Annotated in this window: 21 protein-coding genes; 14 read left to right on the top strand and 7 right to left on the bottom strand. The window is 72.9% G+C overall.

Annotated features, from left to right (window positions below):
* Positions 1-108: 108 nt before the first annotated feature.
* Positions 109-390 carry an HPr family phosphocarrier protein gene (locus tag MTQ01_RS22280; protein WP_247492620.1) on the bottom strand — a complete coding sequence of 94 codons (282 nt, stop codon included), beginning with the start codon at positions 388-390 and terminating at the stop codon, positions 109-111.
* 171 nt (positions 391-561) lie between these two features.
* Here MTQ01_RS22280 and MTQ01_RS22275 point away from each other — a divergent pair, with 171 nt between their 5' ends.
* From MTQ01_RS22275 to MTQ01_RS22260, 4 genes are all read left to right on the top strand, one after another.
* Positions 562-3,273 carry a bifunctional GNAT family N-acetyltransferase/acetate--CoA ligase family protein gene (locus MTQ01_RS22275; protein ID WP_247492619.1) on the top strand — a complete coding sequence of 904 codons (2,712 nt, stop codon included), beginning with the start codon at positions 562-564 and terminating at the stop codon, positions 3,271-3,273.
* Between the two features lie 304 nt (positions 3,274-3,577).
* Positions 3,578-4,192, top strand: a complete 615-nt coding sequence (locus MTQ01_RS22270) for a DUF5998 family protein (protein WP_247492618.1) — start codon at positions 3,578-3,580, stop codon at positions 4,190-4,192.
* Positions 4,189-5,391: an alkaline phosphatase family protein gene (locus tag MTQ01_RS22265; RefSeq protein WP_247492617.1), complete on the top strand. Its 1,203-nt coding sequence runs from the start codon at positions 4,189-4,191 to the stop codon at positions 5,389-5,391. Before MTQ01_RS22270 ends, MTQ01_RS22265 begins: the two co-directional genes overlap by 4 nt.
* 190 nt (positions 5,392-5,581) lie before the next feature.
* Positions 5,582-6,235, top strand: coding sequence for a thymidine kinase (locus MTQ01_RS22260; protein WP_247492616.1), 654 nt, complete (start codon positions 5,582-5,584; stop codon positions 6,233-6,235).
* A gap of 142 nt (positions 6,236-6,377) precedes the next feature.
* Here MTQ01_RS22260 and MTQ01_RS22255 read toward each other — a convergent pair whose 3' ends face one another.
* The gene (locus MTQ01_RS22255) at positions 6,378-7,181 is read right to left on the bottom strand and encodes a VOC family protein (protein WP_247492613.1); all 804 of its coding nucleotides are present in this window, start codon (positions 7,179-7,181) and stop codon (positions 6,378-6,380) included.
* 328 nt (positions 7,182-7,509) lie between these two features.
* Here MTQ01_RS22255 and MTQ01_RS22250 point away from each other — a divergent pair, with 328 nt between their 5' ends.
* Positions 7,510-8,370 carry a sulfurtransferase gene (locus tag MTQ01_RS22250; RefSeq protein WP_247492612.1) on the top strand — a complete coding sequence of 287 codons (861 nt, stop codon included), beginning with the start codon at positions 7,510-7,512 and terminating at the stop codon, positions 8,368-8,370.
* A 72-nt stretch (positions 8,371-8,442) separates the two neighbouring features.
* Here MTQ01_RS22250 and sepH read toward each other — a convergent pair whose 3' ends face one another.
* The gene (gene sepH / locus MTQ01_RS22245) at positions 8,443-9,516 is read right to left on the bottom strand and encodes a septation protein SepH (RefSeq protein ID WP_247492610.1); all 1,074 of its coding nucleotides are present in this window, start codon (positions 9,514-9,516) and stop codon (positions 8,443-8,445) included.
* Between the two features lie 506 nt (positions 9,517-10,022).
* On the opposite strand from sepH, the gene MTQ01_RS22240 reads away from it, so the two are divergent.
* Entirely contained in the window at positions 10,023-10,970 is a 948-nt protein-coding gene (locus MTQ01_RS22240; RefSeq protein ID WP_247492609.1) for a hypothetical protein, read from the top strand.
* Between the two features lie 39 nt (positions 10,971-11,009).
* On the opposite strand, the gene MTQ01_RS22235 is transcribed toward MTQ01_RS22240, so the two are convergent.
* Positions 11,010-12,347: a D-arabinono-1,4-lactone oxidase gene (locus MTQ01_RS22235; protein ID WP_247492606.1), complete on the bottom strand. Its 1,338-nt coding sequence runs from the start codon at positions 12,345-12,347 to the stop codon at positions 11,010-11,012.
* Positions 12,289-13,572 carry an MFS transporter gene (locus tag MTQ01_RS22230; protein WP_247492604.1) on the bottom strand — a complete coding sequence of 428 codons (1,284 nt, stop codon included), beginning with the start codon at positions 13,570-13,572 and terminating at the stop codon, positions 12,289-12,291. Before MTQ01_RS22230 ends, MTQ01_RS22235 begins: the two co-directional genes overlap by 59 nt.
* Before the next feature lie 145 nt (positions 13,573-13,717).
* Here MTQ01_RS22230 and MTQ01_RS22225 point away from each other — a divergent pair, with 145 nt between their 5' ends.
* Together MTQ01_RS22225 and MTQ01_RS22220 are read left to right on the top strand one after the other, a co-directional pair.
* Positions 13,718-14,842, top strand: coding sequence for a ferrochelatase (locus MTQ01_RS22225; RefSeq protein ID WP_247492602.1), 1,125 nt, complete (start codon positions 13,718-13,720; stop codon positions 14,840-14,842).
* A 76-nt stretch (positions 14,843-14,918) separates the two neighbouring features.
* Positions 14,919-15,728: an inositol monophosphatase family protein gene (locus tag MTQ01_RS22220; protein WP_247492601.1), complete on the top strand. Its 810-nt coding sequence runs from the start codon at positions 14,919-14,921 to the stop codon at positions 15,726-15,728.
* Positions 15,729-15,988: 260 nt separating this feature from the next.
* Here the strand turns inward: MTQ01_RS22220 and MTQ01_RS22215 are convergent, their stop codons facing one another.
* The gene (locus MTQ01_RS22215) at positions 15,989-16,153 is read right to left on the bottom strand and encodes a hypothetical protein (protein ID WP_211038896.1); all 165 of its coding nucleotides are present in this window, start codon (positions 16,151-16,153) and stop codon (positions 15,989-15,991) included.
* A gap of 334 nt (positions 16,154-16,487) precedes the next feature.
* Between MTQ01_RS22215 and MTQ01_RS22210 the strand changes: the two genes are divergently transcribed.
* The 3 genes from MTQ01_RS22210 to MTQ01_RS22200 all read left to right on the top strand — a co-directional run bounded on the left by MTQ01_RS22210 (position 16,488) and on the right by MTQ01_RS22200 (position 19,126).
* Positions 16,488-17,141 carry a response regulator transcription factor gene (locus MTQ01_RS22210; RefSeq protein WP_211038895.1) on the top strand — a complete coding sequence of 218 codons (654 nt, stop codon included), beginning with the start codon at positions 16,488-16,490 and terminating at the stop codon, positions 17,139-17,141.
* A gap of 4 nt (positions 17,142-17,145) precedes the next feature.
* Complete coding sequence (locus MTQ01_RS22205) at positions 17,146-18,399, top strand: HAMP domain-containing sensor histidine kinase (RefSeq protein ID WP_247492600.1); 1,254 nt, start codon at positions 17,146-17,148, stop codon at positions 18,397-18,399.
* 427 nt (positions 18,400-18,826) lie between these two features.
* A complete protein-coding gene (locus MTQ01_RS22200; protein WP_211041397.1) occupies positions 18,827-19,126 on the top strand; it encodes a DUF4193 domain-containing protein in 300 nt (99 codons plus the stop codon).
* 450 nt (positions 19,127-19,576) lie between these two features.
* Here the strand turns inward: MTQ01_RS22200 and MTQ01_RS22195 are convergent, their stop codons facing one another.
* The gene (locus MTQ01_RS22195; protein ID WP_247492599.1) at positions 19,577-20,095 is read right to left on the bottom strand and encodes a DUF3093 domain-containing protein; all 519 of its coding nucleotides are present in this window, start codon (positions 20,093-20,095) and stop codon (positions 19,577-19,579) included.
* Positions 20,096-20,153: 58 nt separating this feature from the next.
* On the opposite strand from MTQ01_RS22195, the gene MTQ01_RS22190 reads away from it, so the two are divergent.
* Genes MTQ01_RS22190 through MTQ01_RS22180 form a run of 3 tightly spaced genes read left to right on the top strand, consistent with a single transcriptional unit; the run spans position 20,154 to position 22,077 of the window.
* Positions 20,154-20,738 carry a hotdog fold domain-containing protein gene (locus tag MTQ01_RS22190; RefSeq protein ID WP_247492598.1) on the top strand — a complete coding sequence of 195 codons (585 nt, stop codon included), beginning with the start codon at positions 20,154-20,156 and terminating at the stop codon, positions 20,736-20,738.
* A complete protein-coding gene (dut, locus tag MTQ01_RS22185) occupies positions 20,735-21,232 on the top strand; it encodes a dUTP diphosphatase (protein WP_211041400.1) in 498 nt (165 codons plus the stop codon). The genes MTQ01_RS22190 and dut overlap by 4 nt, the downstream gene beginning before the upstream one ends.
* 47 nt (positions 21,233-21,279) lie before the next feature.
* Complete coding sequence (locus MTQ01_RS22180) at positions 21,280-22,077, top strand: DUF3710 domain-containing protein (protein ID WP_247492597.1); 798 nt, start codon at positions 21,280-21,282, stop codon at positions 22,075-22,077.
* Positions 22,078-22,080: the final 3 nt, after the last annotated feature.

The raw sequence follows: 22,080 nt of genomic DNA, 5'->3' as shown, positions 1-22,080 counted from the left end.
GGAGCGATCTCCGGCCGTCGCGGCCCCGTGCCGCGCCGGCCACAGACGGGCCCGTGCCGCGCCGGCCACAGAGAGCGGGCCCGGCGCAGCACTGGCGCCGCAGCGCGGTCAGACGGTCTCCGGGAGCTCCTCCAGGCCGTCGGCGACGAGCTTCGCCAGCCGGTCCAGAGCCGCGTCCGCGCCTTCCGCGTCCGAGGCGAGCACGACCTCCTCGCCGCCCTCCGCGCCCAGGCCCAGCACCGCGAGCATCGAAGCCGCGTTGACCGGGGCGCCGTCGCCCTTGGCGATGGTCACCGGTACGCCGGAGGCCGTCGCGGCGCGGACGAAGATCGAGGCCGGGCGGGCGTGCAGGCCCTCAGTCCAGCCGATGGTGACGCGGCGCTCTGCCATGGTGTTCTGCCCTTCAGACGGAGACTCTCACAAGCTCTCCAGACCGTATCGCCACGCTCGCCCCCGGTGTCCGCGCCCCTGCCGAACCGCTGCCGCGGGGTTGCGCGGACGACCTCGGGCCGGGCGCTCCGAGCCCGCCCGGACGTGGTCAACTGCCCTTACCCTGGGGCGATGCAGCGGTCTACAGAGCGTGCCTACCCGACCCACTGGGAAGCGGACATCGTGCTGCGGGACGGGGGCACGGCGCTGATCCGGCCGATCACCCCCGACGACGCCGGGCGGCTGGTCAGCTTCTACGAGCAGGTCTCGGACGAGTCGAAGTACTACCGCTTCTTCGCGCCCTACCCCCGGCTCTCCGACCGCGACGTGCGCCGCTTCACCCACCACGACTACGTGGACCGCGTCGGGCTTGCGGTCACCGTCGGCGGCGAGTTCATCGGGACCGTGCGCTACGACCGCATCGACGGCACCGGCCGTCCCGCCTCCGCCCCCGCGGACGGTGCGGAGGTCGCCTTCCTGGTGCAGGACGCCCACCAGGGCCGCGGCGTCGCCTCCAATCTGCTGGAGCACATCGCGGCCTGCGCCAGGGAACGCGGGGTGCGCCGCTTCACGGCCGAGGTGCTGCCCGCCAACCACAAGATGATCAAGGTCTTCACGGACTTCGGCTACTCGCAGCAGCGCAGTTTCGAGGACGGGTCCGTCCACCTCAATCTGGACCTCGAACCCACCGAGAAGTCGCTGGCGGTCCAGCGCGCCCGGGAGCAGCGCGCCGAGGCCCGCTCCGTGCGGCGGCTCCTCGCCCCGGGCTCGATCGCCGTGATCGGCGCGGGCCGCAACCCCGGCGGTACGGGCCGCACGGTGATCGACTCACTGGCCGCCGCGGGCTTCACCGGCCGTGTCCACGCCGTCAACCGACTGCTGCCCGCCGGTGTCGACCGGCTCGGGGGCGTACCCGCGCACCGCTCGGTGGGCGAGATCGAGGAGCCGGTGGACCTGGCCGTCCTCGCGGTCCCCGCCGACCAGGTCGACCCGGTGCTGACCGAATGCGGCGAGCGCGGGGTGCAGGGCGTGATCGTCTTCGCCGACCGCATCGACCGCGCGGACCAGCGCGAACTGGTCCGCAAGGCGCGTTCGTACGGGATGCGGGTGATCGGGCCGAACGCCTTCGGGCTGATCAATACCTCGCCGGACGCGCGGCTGAACGCGACGCTCTCGGCGGAGACGCCGGGCCGCGGGCGCATCGGGCTGTTCACCCAGTCCGGCGCGATCGGTGTCGCGCTGCTCAGCACCCTGCACCGTCAGGGCGCCGGCCTCTCCTCGTTCGTCTCCGCCGGCAACCGCGCCGACGTCTCCGGCAACGACGTGCTCCAGTACTGGGACGACGATCCGGACACCGATGTGGTGCTGATGTACCTGGAGTCGATCGGCAACCCGCGCAAGTTCACCAGACTGGTGCGGCGCACGGCGCTGAGCAAGCCCGTCGTGGTCGTCAAGGGCGCCCGGCACAGCGCCAGCGCGCCGCCGCCCGGCCACGCCGTACCCGCCAGCCGCACGCCCGACGCCACCGTCTCGGCGCTGCTGCGGCAGGCCGGGGTGCTGCTGGTGGACACCGTCACCGAGCTGGTGGACACCGGCGTCCAACTGGCGTTCCAGCCGATGCCGGCGGGGCCGCGCGTCGCGGTGCTCGGCAACGCGGAGTCGCTCTGCCTGCTCACCTACGACGCCTGCCTCGCCCAGGGGCTGCGCCCCTCCCCGCCGGTCAACCTCACCGTCGCCGCCACCCCGGAGGACTACCGCGCGGCGCTCGTCCAAGCACTCGCGGACCCGGAGACGGACGCCGTCGTCGTGACCGCGATCCCGTGGGTCACCGGGCGGGCCGCGGCAGAGCTGGCCGACGCGCTGCTCGACGCCTCGCACACCGCGGACAAGCCGATCGCCGTCGCCCAACTCGCCATCGAGGGGCTGGACGAGGAGCTGAGCTCCCGCCGCATCCCCACCTACCCCGCCCCCGAACGCGCGGTGCGCGCACTGGCCGAGGCGACCCGGCTCGCCCAGTGGCGGTCCGACGCCCAACAGCCGGGCCGCGTACCGGAGTACGACGTGGACGAGGGCGCCGCCGCCCGCCTCGTCGCCGCCGCGCTGGAGGACGCCGCCGCGGACCGGGACACTCCCGCGGACCCCGCCGCCGGAGGCCGCAGCGTCCCCCTGGACCCGGCACGCACCGCCGAGTTGCTGGCCCACTACGGCATCGCGGTCCAGCCCACCCGGCCCGCTCCCGACGCGGACAGCGCCGTCGAGGCGGCACGCGAGCTCGGCTATCCCGTCGCCCTCAAGACCACCGCGCCGCATCTGCGCCACCGCGCCGACCTCGGCGGCGTACGACTCTCGCTGGCCGGTGAGCGGGAGCTGCGCCGCGCCTGGCAGGAGCTGACCGGAGCACTCGGCTCGGCGGACGAACTGCGCCCGGTGGTACAGGCGATGGCGCCGCGCGGCGTCGACACCGTCGTGCACGCCTCCTTCGACCCCTCGATCGGCACCGTGCTCTCCTTCGGCCTCGCCGGCACCCCCTCGGAGCTGCTGGGCGACCTCTCCTACCGACTGGTCCCGGTGACCGACCGGGAGGCGGGCAGGCTCGTCGGCGATCTCCGGTCGGCCCCGATGCTCTACGGCTGGCGCGGCTCCCGCCCCGCGGACGTACCGGCCCTGGAGGAGCTGCTGCTGCGGGTCTCGGTGCTGCTCGACGACCATCCCGAGATCGTCGCGCTCGATCTGGAGCCCACCGTGGTCGCCTCGGAGGGCCTGACGGTCCTCGGCGCCGCCGTGCGGCTCGCGCTCCCTCCCGCCACCACCGACCTCGGCCCTCGCCGCCTCGCCACCCACTGATCTCCCGGGCAGGCGCCCCGCCGCCCGTACGGTGCCCGTGCGCATGTCGACCCGGCGCCCCCGTACGCCCGCCGGGGCCAGCGCCTCCCCGGCCCTGCGTCCGTGCGCGGCCCTGCGGCCGTGCGCGTGTCGGGGCGCGCCGTGCCCCGGGCAGTGGAGCCCCGCGGGCGCTCCGGGACGCGGCGCCGGACGACCCGCGGGGCGCGTGTGCGGCGTGCTCACCGCGCAACGTGCGCCGCACCCGCACCGGCACCACCGGCCACGGGCCGTCTGCGGGCTCCTCTCTGGGCCTTAGGATGGCCGTATGGCGAAGACCGGAACGACGACGCAGGGACTGCGGGCGGCGATCGAACGCAGCGGCTACTACCCGGCCCTGGTGGCCGAGGCCGTGGAGACCGCGGTCGGCTCGGAGCCGGTCGTCTCGTACGTGGTGCACCAGGAGACGACCTTCGACGCCAACGAGGTCCGTCGCCATGTGACCGTGCTGGTGCTCACCGCGACCCGGTTCATCGTCAGCCACACCGATGAGCAGCCCGCGGACGGCAGTTCGGCCGTTCCGTACGCCACGACCTCGACCGAGTCGGTCAAGCTGTCGCGCATCTCCTCCGTGGTGCTCAGCCGCGTCGTCGCCAACCCCGAGTCGTACACGCCGGGCACCCTGCCGCGCGAGGTCGTGCTGACGATCGGCTGGGGTGCGGTCAGCCGCATCGAGCTGGAGCCGGCTGCCTGCGGCGACCCCAATTGCGAGGCGGACCACGGCTATTCGGGTTCCAGCACCGCCGACGATCTGGCCCTGCGGGTGAGCGAGGCGGGCGACGGACCGCACACCGTCCAGCAGGCGCTGGACTTCGCGCAGGCGCTCGCGGAGTCGACCACCGCGGCCGAGGCCGCCGTACCCGCCTCGGCGTCCCGTCGATGACCTCGCCGCAGACCACCGACCCCGCCTCCGACCTGCCGCTCGATCCGCGCACCGCCCCGCTGCCCGCCTACGGCGCCGGCTCGCTCGCCGATCTGCTGCCCGCGATCGCCACCGGACAGCAACTCACCGGTTTCGAGACCGGGTTGACGCTGAAGCCGGCCGACCGCGTCTGCGTCTTCCTGGTGGACGGCATGGGCTGGGAGATTCTGCGCGACCACCCGCAGGAGGCGCCGTTCCTGACCTCGCTGCTCGGCACCTCGCTCAACTCCAGCGGTGCGCCGCTCACTTCCGGTTTTCCCTCCACCACCGCGACCTCGCTCGCCTCGGTGGGCACCGGGCTGACCCCCGGCGCCCACGGGCTCCCGGGGTACTCGGCGCTCGACCCGGGCACCGGACAGCTGATGAACCAGCTGCGCTGGCAGCCCTGGACCGACCCGTACGCCTGGCAGCCCCACCCGACCGTCTTCCAGCGGGCGCAGGACGCCGGGGTGGAGACCAGCCAGGTCTCCGCGCCGCACTTCGAGCACACGCCGCTCACCAAGATCGCGCTGTCCGGCGGGACTTTCCTCGGCCGACTCACCGGTGAGGAGCGGATGGACCTGGCGGCCGAACGCCTCGCCGCCGCCGACCGCTCGCTGGTGTACACCTACTACGCCGACCTGGACGGCAACGGCCACCGGTACGGCGTCGACTCGCGCAACTGGCGCGAGCAGCTGCGGTACGTGGACGGACTGGCGCAGCGCCTGGCCGAGCAGCTCCCGCCGCGTTCGGCGCTCTACGTCACCGCCGACCACGGCATGGTCGATGTGCCCGACGACCAGCGGCACCGATTCGACTTCGACGAGGACTGGGAACTGAGCGCAGGCGTACGGCTGTTGGGCGGCGAGGGCCGGGCCCGACACGTGTACGCGGTGCCGGGCGCCGCCGCCGATGTGTACACCGTCTGGCGCGAGGTGCTGGGTCCGGACGCCTGGGTGGCCAGGCGCGAGGAGGCCATCGAGCTCGGCTGGTTCGGTCCGCCGCGGGCGGGCGTCGACGACCGGGTGCGCGAGCGGATCGGCGATGTGGTGGTCGCCATGAGCGGCCGTGCGGCCATCGTCGCCACCCGCACCGAGCCCAAGGAGTCGGCGCTGGTCGGCATGCACGGCTCGGTCACCGCCGCGGAGCAGCTCGTGCCCCTGCTGGAAGTGCGCACCTGACCACCACCGCCGGATCCGCTCCGGCGGGCGCCGCCCGCTGGTTCGGGGCCGAGCCCGCAGGCGGGGCCCTCGCGCCCGGGCCCCGCGCACGCCTCCGGGCTGGCCGCGCCGCGCCGGGAGGCCGCCAGTAACCTGTGGGGCGACCGGTGGCCACCACAACCGACCTTCACCCAAGGGGACTTGTCTTCGCATGCCCGAGCTGGCCTTCTTCAGCGGCACCATGGACTGCGGCAAGTCCACTCTCGCGCTCCAGATTCAGCACAACCGCTCCGCGCGCGGTCTGCAGGGGATGATCTTCAGCCGCGACGACCGGGCGGGGGAGGGGCGGCTCTCCTCCCGGCTCGGCCTGGTGACCGAGGCGGTCGAGGTGGACGACTCCTTCGACTTCCACGGGCATCTGGCGGCGCAGCTGGCCGCCGGGCAGCGGTGCGACTACGTGATCGTCGACGAGGCGCAGTTCCTCAGCGCCCGGCAGATCGACCAACTGGCCGAGGTGGTCGACGAGTTGGGGCTGGACGTGTTCGCCTTCGGCATCACCACCGACTTCCGCACCAGGCTCTTCCCCGGTTCGTGCCGGCTGATAGAGCTCGCCGACCGGGTCGAGGTGCTCCAGGTCGAGGCGCTCTGCTGGTGCGGCGCCCGGGCGACCCACAACGCGCGCACCGTCGACGGCGAGATGGTCGTCGAGGGCGCACAGGTCGTCGTCGGGGACGTGGGCCGGCCGGCGACCGAGGTCGGGTACGAGGTGCTCTGCCGACGTCACCACCGCCGCCGTATGACGAGCGCCTCCGCCCGCACCGCCGTACCGACGCAGCAACCCGCCAGCTCCGCCCCGCAACCCTGACCCGCCGCTCTCCCGGTCCCCGACCGGCCCGCCGGCCCGGTCTCCGCTGCCGCCGGCCCGCGACCCGACCCCGGACGGCGGCCGACGGCGTGCGCTCCGGCCCGCCACCGAGCCCCGGCGGGCGTGTCCCGGGCCGGGGCGGTCACATGCCGCGCAGCGGACGTTCCACGGCGTCGTTGGGGTCACGCATCTCGATCAGCGAGAACGGTCCGCCCTCCGGGTCCCTCACCCGGGCGAACCGGCCGTAGGCGGAGTCGCGCACCTCCCGCACGATGGTCCCGCCGAGCTTGCGCAGCAGCCGCAGCGCGGCTTCCACATCGGGCACCGCGAAGTACGTCACCCAGCTCGCCCCGCCGCCCTCCGGCAGATCGGTGCCGCGGACGCTGCCCACCGGCCGGCCGTTGAGCAGCAGAGTGCGCAGCTCGCGCTCCGGCGTGCCCAGCGGTTCGATCCGGTAGCCGAAGACGGCCGAGTAGAACGTCGTGACCTGGACGCTCTCTCGCACCAGCAGCTCGTTCCAGACGAAGGTGCCGGGCGTGCCGTCGGGCGAGACCCCGGGCCGGCCGTCGGTCTGCCAGATCCCGAAGGCGGCACCGACCGGGTCCGCGGCGATCGCCACCCGCCCGCCCCACTCGGAGTCCATCGGGCCGACACCGACCGTCCCTCCGCACTCCCTGATCAGCGCGCAGGTGGTGTCGGCGTCGTCGGTGGCGAAGTACGGCAGCCAGGTCACCGGCAGACTGCGGTCGCGGGAGATCTCGCCGAGACCCGCCACGTCCAGTTCACCGAGCCGTGCCCGTACGTACGGCCCGAGCCGCTGCGGGCCCGGGTGGAATTCCCAGCCGAGCAGCTCGCCGTAGAAGCTCCTGCTGGCGTCCAGGTCGCGGGCCATCAGACTGACCCAGCAGGGTGTGCCGGGGGAGGGCTGAACCGGTGCCTCCGTCATCGCTGTTGTCTCCTTGGACGGTCGAGAGGTGGGGAGGTGCGAGGTCGTCGTGCGCGGTGCGTGTCGATGCTCGCACTCTCCGCGAGTTCTGTCCCCCTCCCCGGCACTGCGCGAGGTGCGAATGTCGCGTCCACCGGTCCGGCGCGCCCGCCCGCCCGGTTCCGCCGACTGCCGACCCCGCCAGCCGCCCGCCGCCCGCGCGGCTCGCGGCTCGCTGATTCGCCGTACGCGGGGAGCGCCGTGTCCCGCCCTGCCGTCTGCGGCCCGTGCCCGGCCCCGCACTCGCGAACCGGTACTGCCGCGCGGCCGACTGCGCCAGAATGCGGCTATGACTGCCATCATCTCCGCATCCGAACTGCTCAGCGAGCTGGGCGGGCCCGGCGACCACGAGTCCGTCTCCGAGACCGGCCCGCACGCTCCCGTACTGCTCGACGTGCGCTGGGAGTTGGGCGGGCCGCCCGGCCGTCCGGAGTACGAGAAGGGCCATCTGCCCTCGGCCGTCTACATCGACCTGGACACCGAGCTGGCCGGCCGGGCGGGCGACGGCGGGCGGCATCCGCTGCCGGATCCGGAGGCGTTCGGCGCCGCCATGCGCGCGGCGGGAGTGAGCCGGGACCGGCCGGTGGTCGTCTACGACGGCGGCCGGGGCTGGGCGGCTGCCCGCGCCTGGTGGCTGCTGCGCTGGGCGGGCCACCGGGACGTACGGGTCCTCGACGGCGGACTCGCCGCCTGGGAAGGGCCGTTGACCGATGCCGAGCCCACCCCGGTGCCGGGCGACTTCCGACCGGAGCCGGGCGGCGCGGTGCTGCTCTCGGCCGACGACGCGGCCGCGCTCGCCCGCCGCGGGGTGCTGCTGGACGCGCGGGCCGGCGAGCGGTACCGGGGCGAGGTCGAGCCGATCGACCCCGTCGGCGGGCACATCCCCGGTGCGCTGTCGGCGCCGACCGTCGACAACGTCGGCGAGGGCGGACGTCTGCGCCCTCCCGGCGAACTGGCCGCCCACTTTGCCGAGTTGGGCGCGGATCAGGACGCCGAGGTGGGCGTCTACTGCGGTTCGGGGGTCTCGGGCGCGCACCAGGTGTGGGCCCTGGCGGTGGCCGGGGTCGAGGCCGGGCTGTACGTCGGCTCCTGGTCGGAGTGGACCGCCGATCCGAGCAGGCCCGTGGCCACCGGCTCCGAGCCGGGCTGATCGCACGGCGGGCCCCCGCCGCTCCGACGAATCGGTGCGCGGGGGCCCGCCGTTGTGCGTGCGGCCGGGGTGCTACTCCTGCTTCTTGCGCCGGGTGCCGAAGACGATTTCGTCCCAACTGGGCACCGCGGCCCGACGTCCGGGCCGGACGCCGTCCGCCTCGGCCTGGCGGTCGGTGGTGCCGGTAAGCCGGTCGCGGTGGCCGCCGACCGACCGCGGCATCAGCACGTCCGCGTACGCGGAACCCGCGCCGACGGCCGTCGAGGGCGGCTCCAGCGGCTCCGCCTCGTCGTTGACCTCGGGCTGCTCCTCCCGGGCGGCGGGCGGCTCGGGAACCACCATGTCGCCACGGAAGTTGGGCACCGACTCCAGGAGGCTGGTCAGTGAGTCCCGGTCCTCGTTCGGCTCGATCTGCCGCTCGGCCCGCAGCGGCTTCTCGCGCTCCTGCTCGCCCTCCGCACGCTCGCCGCGGTCGTGCGGAGCACGCTCCTTGGGCAGCCGGGCGATCCGCGGAATGAACGGGTAGCTGGGCTCGGGGGCCTCGTCGGTCTCGCCGATCAGCCCGCGCGCCTCGCCGTCCAGCGCCTGGACCAGCCGCCGCGGCGGGTCGTAGGACCAGCTCGCCGAGTGGGTCTCGCCCGCGACGCGGTAGACGAGCAGCACCTCCCAGGTGCCGTCGTCCCGTCTCCAGGAGTCCCACTGGACGTGGTCCTTGTCGGCGCCGCGCATCAGCAGCCGCTCCGCGACCGCGTCGCCGAGCTGCGGGCCGGTGTTCTCGCCGGGGCGGCGCACCGGGGTCTTGCGGGCGCGCTCGGCCATGAAGGCGCGCTCGGCCAGCACCGGGCCCTCGAAACGACGCACCCGCTCGACTGGGATGCCGGCGAACTGCGCGACCTCCTCGGCGCTGGCGCCGGCTCGTATACGGGCCTGGATGTCACGGGGGCGGAGGTGGCTCTCGACCTCGATCTCGATCTGGCCGAGCCGGGCGCGGTCGTTGCGCACGGCGGCCCGCAGCCGCTCGTCAATCGGAAGTGTGTACTCCGAGTTGTCGGCAGCCTTGAGCACCAGTCGTGTGCCGTCGTTGCTGACGGCCACGACACGCAGTTCGGGCATGGGAACCTCCCGGGTGGTGCCTGCCGACGTCACGTGCGTCGCTGCTCCCGCGTAGACGAGTGTGGCCTGCCCGGGTGCAGCCTGCCACTGTTTTGCCGACCTGCCCGGCGTCTTCTTCGACCCCGCACCTCTCGTCACCGCTGAGGCACAGTTACCGGATTTCACCGACGGTGACGGAAGTGTGGACTCGCCGTCACTCTGTGCCACGCGGTTCAGCGAGGCTGAGATCAGGTTTCTTCACACTACTCCATTGGGGCCACCCCGGTGAGTCGGCATGCTGCGATTTTGTGCGTGTGCAGGGGAGTTGGGGATTCCTTGGCGTTCCGGTCGACGGCGGTGTCGGTGGCACGCCTCACAGAATCGGGCGAAGCGGAACTATCGCCGTCGCTTATCGGTCGTAACTCGTGCGCGGTGCCATAGGTGTGCGATCGAGGCGAGGTATGAGCAACAGCAGGACAACCGGGCAGGAGCCCATCAACGGCTCACATTCGGAGGAGAGCGCGGAAAGCCAACCAACCGTTCCCAAGCGGGTGGTTGACGTGAGCGTCGCCCAGGTGGCCGGGAGCGCGCTCGCGGCGGTCATCGCGGCGCTGATCGCCGGCAGGCTCGGCGTCTACGGCACGATCATCGGTGCCGGGGTGATCAGCGTGGTCGCCACGACCGGCGGGCCGCTGCTCCAGCATCTGCTGAGCCGTACCGGCGAGGGAGTGCGGGAGCAGGTCAGACAGCAGGCCGGAGAGGTCGGAGCCAGGCGGCTGCGGACGGCTCGCCCTTCCTCCGCGGTGGCCGCTCGGACCCGCCCTCGCACCTCGGCACAGGTCGTACCGGAACGAGTGGACGCGGAGCGCGGGCAGTTGACGCCTGCGGTCGCCGACCCGCCGCCGCGGGACGGAAGCGGCGCGGCACCCGTCGAACCGTACGGCGAGGCGCGCACCCACGGCACCCGGCGGCGAGGTGTGCGACGTGCGCTGCTGCCGGCCGTGCTGGTCTTCGTCGTCGCGATGGGCGGGATCACCCTGTACGAGGCACTGTCGGGCCACACCGTCTCGGGCGGCGGCGGGACCTCGATCGGCCGGGTGCTCGACCGCGGATCCGGCGGCTCCTCCTCCGACTCGGAACAGGACGTGCCCGGACGGGACGCCCCCGGGCAGCCCGAGGAGTCCGGGGCCCCGGACCACGACGACCCGGACGGCTCGGACGGTTCGGACGGCGACGAGCAGCGAAAGGGCACCGGGCAGAGCCCTCGGGAGGAGGCGCCCTCCACCGGCGCACCGCAGGACGGTGCCGACAACCCCGAGCCGGGCGAGGGGGGTTCGGACGGCGCGGAGCCGACCCCCGTCCCCACGCCCGGCGGAGGCGACGCCGGTACGACCCCGACGGACCCGGACGGGAACTCCGGCGCGGACCCCGAGGACGACGGCGGAGCGGGGACGACCACGCCCAACCGCGCCGAGCCCCGCACCGGAGAGGGCTCCGGCGCGGACTGACCGCGCCGCGGGCCCGCCCCGATCCGGCGTCGTCCTGTTTCAGGCGCCCAGCACACGCCGGAGGTAGTCGTTGCCGAACCTGCGCTGCGGGTCCAGCCGTTCGCGCAGCGCGAGGAACTCCTCGAACCGCGGGTAGACACCGGCCAGGTACGCCGCGTCCCTGCTGTGCAGCTTGCCCCAGTGCGGGCGTCCGCCGTGCGCGGTCATGATCCGCTCGGCAGCGGTGAAGTACGCCTCGTGCGGGGTGCCCCGGTAGACGTGCATCGCCAGATACGCGGTGTCCCGGCCGTTGGCCGTGGAGAGCGGGATGTCGTCGGCCGGCGCGGTGCGCACCTCCACGGGGAAGGAGACGCGCAGCCGTGAACTCTCCACCATGGTCTTCAGCTCGGCCAGCGCGCACATCGCCTCCTCGCGGGGGAGCGCGTACTCCATCTCCAGGAAGCGGACCCGGCGCGGGCTGGTGAAGACCTTGTAGGGGATGTCGGAGTAGGTACGGGCCGACAGCGCCCGGCTGGAGACCCGCGCGATGGCGGGCACGGTCGCGGGAGCGGCCCGGCCGAGAGAGCAGGCGGCCCGGAAGACTCCGTTGGAGAGCAGTTCGTCGTCCACCCAGCCCCGGACCCGGGGGAGCGGCCGGGCGGGTGCGGTGGTGCGGTTGTTGCGCTTGGTGTTGCAGTTGTCGGTGTGCGGGAACCAGTAGAACTCGAAGTGCTCGTTCTCCCGCACGAGTTCGTCGAACTCCGACACCACCCGGGAGAAGCGCATCGGCTCCTCGCGGGCGGTGAGGGTGAACAGCGGCTCCACCGCGAAGGTCAGCTCGGTCAGCACACCGAGCGCGCCGATCCCCAGCCTGGCGGCGGCGAAGACCTCCGGGTTCTCCGTCGGCGAGCAGCGCAGCACCGTGCCCTCGGCGGTGACCATCTCGCAGCCGACGATCTGCGCGGCCAGCGACGCCGAGTCCCGCCCGGTCCCGTGGGTTCCGGTGCTGGTGGCGCCCGCGACCGTCTGCTCCATGATGTCGCCCATGTTGGCCAGCGAGAGACCCTCGCCGGCCAGTACCTGGTTCAGCTGCTTGAGCGAGGTGCCCGCCGCCACCGCCACCGTCCCGGCGGCACGGTCGATCCGGCGCACACCGGTCAGCCGCTCGGGCCGGATCAGCACACCGCCGGTGGTCGCCACGGAGGTGAACGAGTGCCCGGTGCCGACGGCCTTGACCGGCAGTCCGTCCTCCGCGGCCCGCCGCACCGTCTCCGCCAGCGCCTCGGTGGTCGAGGGCGCCACCGTGCGCAGCGGCCTGGCGCTCGTGTTCCCCGCCCAGTTACGCCAGGTGGCGTTCCTCGTGCCGCCCGCTCCGGTCAGCGTGCTGATGCCGCTCATCGTCCGTCCCCTCCTGCTGGTGCCGCTCCTGCTGCCGCGGCGCCGGGAGCCGTCGCAGCCGACGAGTGCCGACCAGCGCCACCGCGATCGCACACGCACCCGCCACCGCGGGCACCAGGTACGCCCGGTCGGCACCGACCCTATCGACGACCCAGCCGGAGACCGAGGCCCCGAGCGAGATTCCCAGGGTCGCCCCGGTGCTCGTCCAGGTCATCCCCTCGGTCAGTTTCTGCCTGGGCACCAGCCGGGCCACCAGCCCGACAGTCGTGATCATGGTGGGCGCGATCGCCATCCCGGCGAGGAACAGCGCCGCCGCCAACACCGGCAGCCCGACCGCCAGTTGCAGCGGGAGCATGCCCGCCCCCACCGCGCACACGCAGAGCAGCCAGCGTCTGCCGACCGCGTCCGCCGCCGGCAGCAGACCGAACGCGGCGCCCGCGACCCCGGACCCCAGGGCGTACGCGGCCAGCAGCAGGCTGGCGGCGGCCTTGGCGCCCCGCTCCTCGGCGAAGGCGACCGTCACCACGTCGATGGAGCTGAAGATCACGCCGAGCATCACCATCGTCGCCACCAGCAGGGGCAGCCCCGGTGTGCGCAGCGCCGAACCCCCGCTCCGCTCCTCGCGCGGCCCGGGCACGGGCTCGGTGGCCCGCTGGGAGGTCAGCCAGCAGACGCCGACGGCCAGGAAGACGGCCGCGGCCAGCGGACCCGCCTGCGGGAACCACGCGGTGGACAGGCCGATCGCCAGCATCGGCCCGAGGACGAAGCAGGTCTCGTCCACGATCGACTCCCAGGAGAACGCGGCGTGCAACCGCCCGGGGGAGTCGTGGAAGAGCGCCGTCCACCGCGCCCGCACCATCGAGCCCAGACTCGGCACACAGCCCGCGAGCGAGGCGAAGGCGAAGAGCGTCCACGGCGGCCAGTGCAGGAGCGTGCTCAGCGTGAGGCCCGCCACCGCGGTCACCGTCACCGCCGAGGCCGGGCGCAGCACCCGGCGCTGGCCGTGGACGTCCACCAGCCGGGAGACCTGCGGGCCGAGCACGACGGTGGACAGCGCCACCGTCGCGGCCAGCGCTCCCGCCAGTGCGTACTCCCCGGTCAGCTGGGAGACCATCGTCACCACGCCCAGGCCCAGCATGGCGATCGGCATCCGTCCGACCAGCCCGGCGGCGGTGAAGCTCCGGGTTCCGGGCTCGGCGAAGATCGCCCGGTACGGGCTCGGCACAGGGCGCTCCTCGGTCGTCGGTGTGTGTACGGGGTCGGCGTGCGGGCACGGACCGCGGCCGGCCGGGCACCTCGCCGGCCCGCCCCGAACGCTAACCGTGACGGGGCGGTGATCGCTTCGCTTTTCTCAGTGGGAGGATCGGGGCATGTCCGACGCGACCGCTGCCCCGTACGACGCCCTGCTGCTGCTCTCCTTCGGCGGCCCGGAAGGCCCCGAGGACGTGGTGCCGTTCCTGGAGAACGTCACCCGAGGGCGCGGGATCCCGCGCGAACGCCTGGAGGAGGTGGGACAGCACTACTTCCTCTTCGGCGGCGTCTCGCCGATCAACGAGCAGAACCGCGAACTGCTCGCCGCGATCCGCGCCGACCTCGCCGCCCACGGCCTCGACCTCCCCGTCTACTGGGGCAACCGCAACTGGGCGCCCTACCTCACCGACACCCTGCGGGAGCTGACCGCCGACGGACGCCGCCGCGTACTGGTGCTGGCCACCAGCGCGTACGCCTCGTACTCGGGCTGCCGGCAGTACCGGGAGGACCTCGCCGAGTCGCTTGCGGCGCTCGTCGAGGAAGGGCTGAACCCGCCCCGCGTCGACAAGCTGCGGCACTACTTCAACCACCCCGGCTTCGTCGAGCCGATGACCGAGGGCATCGTCGCGGCGCTCGCCGAACTGCCCGAGGAGGTGCGCGCGGACGCCCAGCTGGTCTTCACCACCCACTCCATCCCCACCGCCGCCGCCGACACCTCGGGACCGCCCGAGGCGCACGGCGAGGGCGGCGCCTACGTCGCCCAGCACCTGGACGCGGCCCGCACCCTCACCGAGCGGGTGGCGGAGGCGACCGGCACCCGGCACCCCTGGCAGCTCGTCTACCAGTCCCGCAGCGGCCCGCCGCACATCCCGTGGCTGGAGCCGGACATCTGCGACCACCTCACCGCACTGCACGCCGGGGGCGCCGCGGCAGCGGTGATGGTGCCGGTCGGTTTCGTCTCCGACCACATGGAGGTGCTCTACGACCTGGACACCGAAGCGCTCGCCAGGGCGCGGGAGTTGGGTCTGCCGGTCGCCCGCTCGGCGACCGTCGGCGCGGACCCGCGTTTCGTCGCCGGCATCCGGGAGCTCGTCCTGGAGCGGGCCGCCGGCGAGCGCGGCGCCGAGCCCGTCCGCTGCGCGCTGGGCCCGCTCGGCCCCTCCCACGACCTGTGTCCAGTGGGCTGCTGCCCCGCCCGGACCGCCAAACCGGCGGCCGCCGGCGCCGACAGCCCGTACCCGTGACCCCGTACCCCTGACCCGTACAGCTGCCCCGTACGCCCGAAGAGTTCGGCCGAAGCCGGGAACCAGAGGAGAGACCGTGACCGACCAGCCCGACACACCCCACGCCGAACTGCTGCGTGTCGCACTGGAGGCGGCCGAACGCGCGGGCGCCCTCCTGCGCGACGAACGCCCCGCCTCGCTGGGCGTGGCCGCGACGAAGACCAGTCCGATCGACGTCGTCACCGAGATGGATCTGGCCTCCGAGAAGCTGATCGCCGCGCACCTTGCCGAACACCGGCCGGACGACGGCATCCTCGGCGAGGAGGGCGCCAGCACCGCCGGCACCAGCGGGGTGCGCTGGATCGTCGACCCGATCGACGGCACCGTCAACTACCTCTACGGCCGCCAGGACTGGGCCGTCTCCATCGCCGCCGAACTGCACGGCGAGCGGGTCGTGGGCGTCGTCGCCTCGCCGCCCCGAGGCCAGGTGCACCACGCGGTGCTGGGCGGCGGCGCCTGGCTCAACGGCGAGCGGCTGCAATGCCGTCCCTCGCCCGAGCTCGGCCAGGCCCTCGTCGGCACCGGTTTCGCCTACGTGCAGCAGCGCAAGGAGGTCCAGGCCCGTCTGTTCGCCGAACTCCTTCCGCACGTACGGGACATCCGCCGCTCCGGCTCCGCGGCCCTGGACCTGTGCGACGTCGCCGCTGGCCGGCTGGACGCCTTCTACGAGCGCGGCACACAGGCCTGGGACCACGCGGCCGGCGATCTGATCGCCAGGGAGGCCGGAGCGCTGACCGGCGGCCGGGTCGGCGAGGTCGGCGGGCCCGAGCTGATGGTGGCTGCCTCGCCCGGCGTCTTCGAGCTGCTCCAGCCGCTCCTGGACGAGCTCGGCGCCTGGCACGACTGAGCCCGCGCAGCCCGGGAGCGCGGGAGCCCGCGCAGCCCGGGGCCCGCGCAGTGCGGCCTGCGGGCCGGTGACCCCGCGCAGCCCGGGAGCGCGGCCCACGGCCCACCCGTCCGGGCCGCCGGGCACCGGCACGCGCCGCAGGAACACGAGTGAGGGTGCTCCCGGACTTCCGGGAGCACCCTCACTCGGTGCGAACTCGACTCAGGGCACCGTCCGGCCCCGGGCCAGCCGGCCCCGCCGACGGCCCTCGCAACCGCTCGTCAGGCGCTGACCTCGACGCCGTGCTCGTTGGCGAGCCGGCGCAGATCGTCCAGCTCGGCCTCCTCGACCTCCGCGAGGAACTCGTCACCGGACTCCCGAGCGCGGTGCAGATCGTCCTCCGTGCTCTTTATCCGCTGCAAGAGGCTTGCGGTGAACGCGTCCATGGTGCGCCCCCTCGTCTGTGGAAAGCGGCACGCCGACGGTGCCGGATATGGGTGGGTCACGCAGATCACGGTTGCTCCGGTGACCGGTCGTCAGCGCGTTGTGGGCATGCCGCCTGCCGGGCGTGATCCTGAGTGTGCGGGTGTCCTCCCCGCGCCGATCCTCAGAGAAACCTCAACTCGGCGCGGAATTTGTGTGATCTCCCTCCCGCCCCCGTCCGTCGGCAGCTTCGGGCCGGGCCGGAACACCGTGCGGCTCCGGTCACTTACAGCCGGTTTACCGGCGTGCGGGGCAGGATGGAGGGCGGATGATCCGGGTGAGGGAAGGGACAGCACCGTGCGCGTACTCGTCGTGGAGGACGAGCAACTGCTCGCTGACGCGGTGGCCACCGGGCTGCGCCGGGAGGCGATGGCCGTCGACGTGGTCTACGACGGGGCCGCGGCCCTGGAGCGGGTGGAGCTCAACGACTACGACGTCGTCGTCCTCGACCGCGACCTCCCGCTCGTCCACGGAGACGACGTCTGCCGCCGCGTGGTGCAGCTCGGCCTGCCCACCAGGGTGTTGATGCTCACCGCCTCCGGCGATGTGAGCGACCGGGTCGAGGGCCTGGAGCTGGGCGCCGACGACTATCTGCCGAAGCCCTTCGCCTTCACCGAGCTGATCGCCCGCGTCCGGGCGCTCGGCAGGCGTACGACCGCGCCCCTGCCGCCGGTGCTCGAACGCGCCGGTATCCGGCTGGACCCCAACCGCCGCGAGGTCTTCCGCGGCGAGGAGCAGATCCAGCTGGCGCCCAAGGAGTTCGCCGTGCTGGAGGTGCTGATGCGCAGCGAGGGCACGGTGGTCTCCGCCGAGCAGCTGCTGGAGAAGGCGTGGGACGAGAACACCGACCCGTTCACCAACGTGGTGCGGGTGACGGTGATGACCCTGCGCCGCAAGCTCGGCGAGCCCGCGGTGATCATGACGGTCCCCGGCTCGGGATACCGGATCTGAGCCGATGCCCCCCACCCTGCCCTCCGGTTCCGCACCGCCCGGCTCGTCCGGCATTCCGCCCAAGCCCACCTGGGACCCCGCGCCGCCGGCCGCCTCCTGGTTCCGTCCGACCATCCGGATACGGCTCACCCTGCTCTACGGCGGCATGTTCCTGATCGCCGGGATCATCCTGCTGACGATCATCTATCTGCTGGCCGCCCGGGCGATGAACGACGGAGTGGTGATGCCCGTGCGCATCCTCGGCGGGCGGGTCGAGATGACCAGCGACGCCTGCCAGTTGCCCTCCTCGGGGCTTGCGAACGAGCTGAACGACGCGATCCACCGCTGCCTGCAGATCCAGCGCGAGGCGGCCCTGGACTCGCTGCTCAAACGTTCGCTGCTGGCGCTGCTGGGTGTCGCCGTCGCCGCGTTCGCCTTCGGGTACGTGATGGCGGGGCGGGTGCTCTCGCCGCTCGGCCGCATCACCCGCACCGCGCGCCAGGTGGCCGGCTCCGACCTGCACCGCAGGATCGAGCTGGACGGACCGGACGACGAGCTCAAGGAGCTCTCCGACACCTTCGACGAGATGCTGGACCGGCTGGACCGGGCCTTCACCGCGCAGCAGCGCTTCGTCGCGAACGCCTCGCACGAGCTGCGCACCCCGCTGGCGATCAACCGGACACTGCTGGAGGTCCAGCTCTCCGACCCCGGAGCCCCCGCCGAGGTGCAGCAGCTGAGCAAGAACCTGCTGGCCACCAACGAGCGCAGCGAGGCACTGGTGGAGGGGCTGCTGCTGCTCGCCCGCAGCGAGAACGAGATCGTCGACCGCAAGCCCGTCGACCTCTCCGAGGCGGCCTCGCACGCCGTCGAGCAGGTGCGTGCGGAGGCCGAGCAGCGCGGGGTGGAGCTGCGCGGGGCCCGGCAGCCGGTCTATGTGCAGAGCAACGGCGTGCTCCTGGAGCGGATCGCGATGAATCTCACGCAGAACGCGGTGCGCTACAACATCGCCGAGGGCGGCTGGGTCTCGGTCGACACCCGGGCCAGACCGGGGCAGGCCGTTCTGACGGTGGAGAACTCCGGGCCCCAGGTGCCGGCGTACGAGATCGACAACATCTTCGAACCTTTCCGCCGTCTACGGGCGGAACGTACCGGAAGTGACAAAGGCGTCGGACTGGGTTTGTCGATCGTGCGGTCGGTGGTGCGCGCGCACGGTGGCACCATTACGGCCGAGCCCCGGGACGAAGGCGGCCTGGTGATGCGCGTTGTCCTGCCGGTTTGATTCCGTGTGCGGAAGTCGACGACGTCTGGCACAGTGCATCCCCGGCAGTTTCGAGGCTTAGAGCGAAACGGACGATTTCCATGTGAAGGGCGTGAGTCGGGCACGTTGTGATCGAGGACACATGTGACGTTGCGGACGGCCCACGCTGGGTGACCGTTCGGTTGGTTCAAATCGTCAGATAACCGAGGTTTCCGCAGGTCGTGATCGCGGGAAGTACCCGAGATGGCGTCTGGCGGAGTCCGGAGCGGGTCCAGGAGGGCCCGTGCGGCAGCTGACCTGCCCACCTCTTCGGAGGGGTGGTTGGGTGTCGATTGAGTAACAGACCTTGATGTGAGGCAAAATCTCCGCCTCAGGTCGGGCACAAGTCCGGCCTCTCATGCGTTACGACCGCTTGAGACACCACAGCAACCCGGAGGGGGAGAACACCATGGCTACGGATTACGACACTCCACGCAAGACCGATGACGATGCCAACGAGGACAGCATCGAGGAACTGAAGGCGCGGCGGAACGACAAGTCCGCGTCCAACGTCGACGTCGACGAGTTCGAGCAGGCCGAGGGGCTGGAGCTGCCCGGCGCGGACCTTTCCAACGAGGAGCTGTCCGTCCGCGTGCTGCCCCGCCAGCAGGACGAGTTCACCTGCATGAGCTGCTTCCTCGTGCACCACAGGTCGCAGCTTGCGGAGGAGAAGAACGGTCAGCCGATCTGCCGCGACTGTGCGGCCTGAGGTCGGCGCGATCTCGGCTTGTCCGGCCGGAGTTGACCGTCTCGGCCGAGGAGCGGGTGAGGACGAGCGAGGCTGCGAAGCCTCGCTCGTATTCCCGCTGCACCACCGCAGTCGGCGCGGCGCCGACTGAGCACCGCCGCAGTTCCCGCGCAGCTCCGGAGCGGCTCTGTGCCGTCCGCCGCGTGAAGGCCGCGTGAGCCGGGCGCGATGCGCGCCCCAGCGGAGCGAGTACGCCCCCGAGGCGCCCCGCGCGACAACACCCCCGCACCCGCCCCACGCCCTCCCGGGCGCTGTGCGGCACGCTCAACTCCCGGGTGCGACCCGGCCGTTCATCCCGGCCGTTCGGCCTGACCGTCGGCAGCAGGACCCCTGAACGGGTCGGTGCTCGCGACACACCGCCGGCGAGCGACCCCGGCTGCACCGGCGGGCCGTCCCCGCCGCCGAGCCGGGTCAGCTGCCCTGGGAAGCCGTGCCCCCGGCCGACGCCTGGGCGCCCGTCTCCGAGCCGCCGCCCTCGTGCGCCGCTTCCGAGCGCGCCGCCTCCAGCGCGGACACCAGCCGGTTGGGACGGCGCGAGGAGAGGTAGACGTAGGGCGTCGGGTCCTGGGGGTCGACGATCTCGATCCGCACCGCCGTGGGCACATACGCCCGCAGCACCATGAACGCCCGAGGATCGGCCTTGTGCGAACGCCAGGCCGCGGCCTCCTCCCGGTTCAGCGCCCGCGCCTCGCCGAGCGCCTCGACCGGAATGCCGGCGCTGCCCGCGAGCAGCCGGCCGGCCACGACGCGGATGCGCACCGCCCCGTACGAGCTGACCCCGAGCAGTGCGAGGGCGCCGCCCACCACCAGCCCCACCAGCGCGGGAAGCAGGCCCATGGGGAGCAGGGTCAACCCGCAGACCACGCCCAGCATCGCCGCGCAGAACCACCAGAAACCAGGAGCGGTCAGACGCTCGTCGAAGTGCTGCATGGGTCCAGCTTGGCACGGTGGCGACCCCGCACTGTGCACGGCGGTAGGGTCTGCACTCGTGACTGCACCGAAGACCTCGCTGACGCCCCCGCCCGGGGCGCTCGCGCCGCAACGCCATCCCGAAGCACCTGCGCCGGGGGAGCCGATCGGCTCCCACTACGACCAGTGTTTCGGCTGCGGCACGGGTCAGCCGCACGGTCTGCACATCCAGGCGCGCGCCGGTGAAGGCGTCGACGTCGTCGCCGAGTTCACCGTCACTCCCGACCACCAGGGCGCGCCGGGCCTCGCCCACGGCGGTCTGCTGGCCTCCGCCATGGACGAGACGCTGGGCTCGCTGAACTGGATGATGCACGTCATCTCGGTCACCGGCCGACTGGAGACCGACTTCCTGCTGCCCGTGCCGGTGGACTCCGTGCTGCACATGGCCGCGCAGGTCAACGCCATCGACGGGCGCAAGATCTACTGCTCCGCGACCGGCCGCATCGGAGGCCCGGACGGGCCGCTGGCGGTACGGGCGGACGCCCTCTTCATCGAGGTCAAGGTCGAGCACTTCATCGACAACGGCCGCGACGAGGAGATCCGGGCGGCCATGGACGACCCCGACCAAGTGCGCCGGGCGCGTGCCTTCGAGGTGAACCCGTGAGCGAGAACAGGCCCGTTGACGTGCTCATCGCCCGCGTCGACCCCGAGGTGCCGCTGCCCTCGTACGCGCACCCGGGCGACGCCGGCGCCGATCTGGTCACCACGCGGTCCGCCGAACTCGCCCCGGGCGAGCGGGCGGTGCTGCCGACAGGGATCTCCCTCGCGCTGCCCGACGGCTACGCCGCGTTCGTGCACCCGCGCTCCGGCCTCGCGGCCCGCTGCGGAGTCGCACTGGTGAACTCCCCGGGCACGGTTGACGCCGGGTACCGTGGGGAGATCAAGGTGATCGTGGTCAATCTCGATCCGCGCGAGACCGTGCGGTTCGAGCGCTTCGACCGCATCGCCCAACTCGTCGTTCAGCAGGTCGAGAAGGTCAGCTTCCACGAGGTGGCGGAACTCCCCGGCTCGGCCCGGGGCAACGGGGGCTTCGGCTCGACCGGCACCTCCGGCAGCGGAGCCGACACGACCGCCGGCTCTGCACAGCACCATTCATAACGCTGCGGTCGGTGCGGACAAGAGCACCGACCTGAAGGGACAGTGACGTGTTCGGACGTCGTCGTAAGCGGGACGAGAAGCCCAAGGGTGTCGAGGACGACATCGAGACCGGTGAGGATGCCGTCGAGGACGCCGACGCAGAGGGCTCCGCGGACGCCGAGGAGACCTCCGCGGAGGTGACCAGGACGAAGCTGCCGCCGGCCCCCCGCCCGGACGGCCCCTGGGACCTCTCCGAGGTCGGCGACCCCACCAAGGGCCGGGTCGACCTCGGCGGGCTCTTCGTGCCCGGCGTCGAGGGCATGGAGCTCCGGGTCGAGGTCGCCGGTGACGCGATCGTCGCCGCGACCGTCGTCCTCAAGGACAGCGCGATCCAGCTCCAGGCGTTCGCCGCGCCCAAGCGCGAGGGCATCTGGGACGAGATCCGCGAGGAGATCTCCTCCGGCATCACCAAGCAGGGCGGTGTCATCGACGAGACCGAGGGCACCCTCGGCTGGGAGCTGCGGGCCCAGGTGCCGGTGCAGCTGCCCGACGGCAAGAACGGCGTGCAGGTCGTCCGCTTCGTCGGCGTCGACGGCCCGCGCTGGTTCCTGCGCGGTGTGATCTCCGGCCAGGGCGCGGTCCAGCCCGAGGGCGCGGGGCTGCTGGAGCAGATCTTCCAGGACACCGTCGTCGTGCGCGGCGACGCCCCGATGGCGCCCCGCGACCCGATCGTCCTGAAGCTGCCGGAGGACGCCCAGATGGTGCCCGACGGGGTCAAGCAGGACGAGACGACCGAGCAGGGCTCCCGGTTCGCCGGCGGCATCGAGAAGCTCCAGCGCGGCCCCGAGGTCACCGAGGTCCGCTGAGCC

The sequence above is a fragment of the Streptomyces sp. XM4193 genome, from assembly GCF_023072595.1.
GTDB lineage: Bacteria > Actinomycetota > Actinomycetes > Streptomycetales > Streptomycetaceae > Streptomyces.
This window is presented reverse-complemented; position numbering and strand designations above follow the sequence as displayed.

Excerpts from the sequence above, each read along its gene's own strand:
- MTQ01_RS22205 (WP_247492600.1), top strand. The coding sequence starts at position 17,146 with ATGCCCCCCACCCTGCCCTCCGGTTCCGCACCGCCCGGCTCGTCCGGC.
- MTQ01_RS22255 (WP_247492613.1), bottom strand. The coding sequence starts at position 7,181 with ATGACGGAGGCACCGGTTCAGCCCTCCCCCGGCACACCCTGCTGGGTC.
- MTQ01_RS22280 (WP_247492620.1), bottom strand. The coding sequence starts at position 390 with ATGGCAGAGCGCCGCGTCACCATCGGCTGGACTGAGGGCCTGCACGCC.
- MTQ01_RS22195 (WP_247492599.1), bottom strand. The coding sequence starts at position 20,095 with ATGCAGCACTTCGACGAGCGTCTGACCGCTCCTGGTTTCTGGTGGTTC.
- MTQ01_RS22260 (WP_247492616.1), top strand. The coding sequence starts at position 5,582 with ATGCCCGAGCTGGCCTTCTTCAGCGGCACCATGGACTGCGGCAAGTCC.
- MTQ01_RS22265 (WP_247492617.1), top strand. The coding sequence starts at position 4,189 with ATGACCTCGCCGCAGACCACCGACCCCGCCTCCGACCTGCCGCTCGAT.
- MTQ01_RS22235 (WP_247492606.1), bottom strand. The coding sequence starts at position 12,347 with ATGAGCGGCATCAGCACGCTGACCGGAGCGGGCGGCACGAGGAACGCC.
- MTQ01_RS22200 (WP_211041397.1), top strand. The coding sequence starts at position 18,827 with ATGGCTACGGATTACGACACTCCACGCAAGACCGATGACGATGCCAAC.
- MTQ01_RS22275 (WP_247492619.1), top strand. The coding sequence starts at position 562 with ATGCAGCGGTCTACAGAGCGTGCCTACCCGACCCACTGGGAAGCGGAC.
- MTQ01_RS22225 (WP_247492602.1), top strand. The coding sequence starts at position 13,718 with ATGTCCGACGCGACCGCTGCCCCGTACGACGCCCTGCTGCTGCTCTCC.
- MTQ01_RS22250 (WP_247492612.1), top strand. The coding sequence starts at position 7,510 with ATGACTGCCATCATCTCCGCATCCGAACTGCTCAGCGAGCTGGGCGGG.
- MTQ01_RS22215 (WP_211038896.1), bottom strand. The coding sequence starts at position 16,153 with ATGGACGCGTTCACCGCAAGCCTCTTGCAGCGGATAAAGAGCACGGAG.
- MTQ01_RS22270 (WP_247492618.1), top strand. The coding sequence starts at position 3,578 with ATGGCGAAGACCGGAACGACGACGCAGGGACTGCGGGCGGCGATCGAA.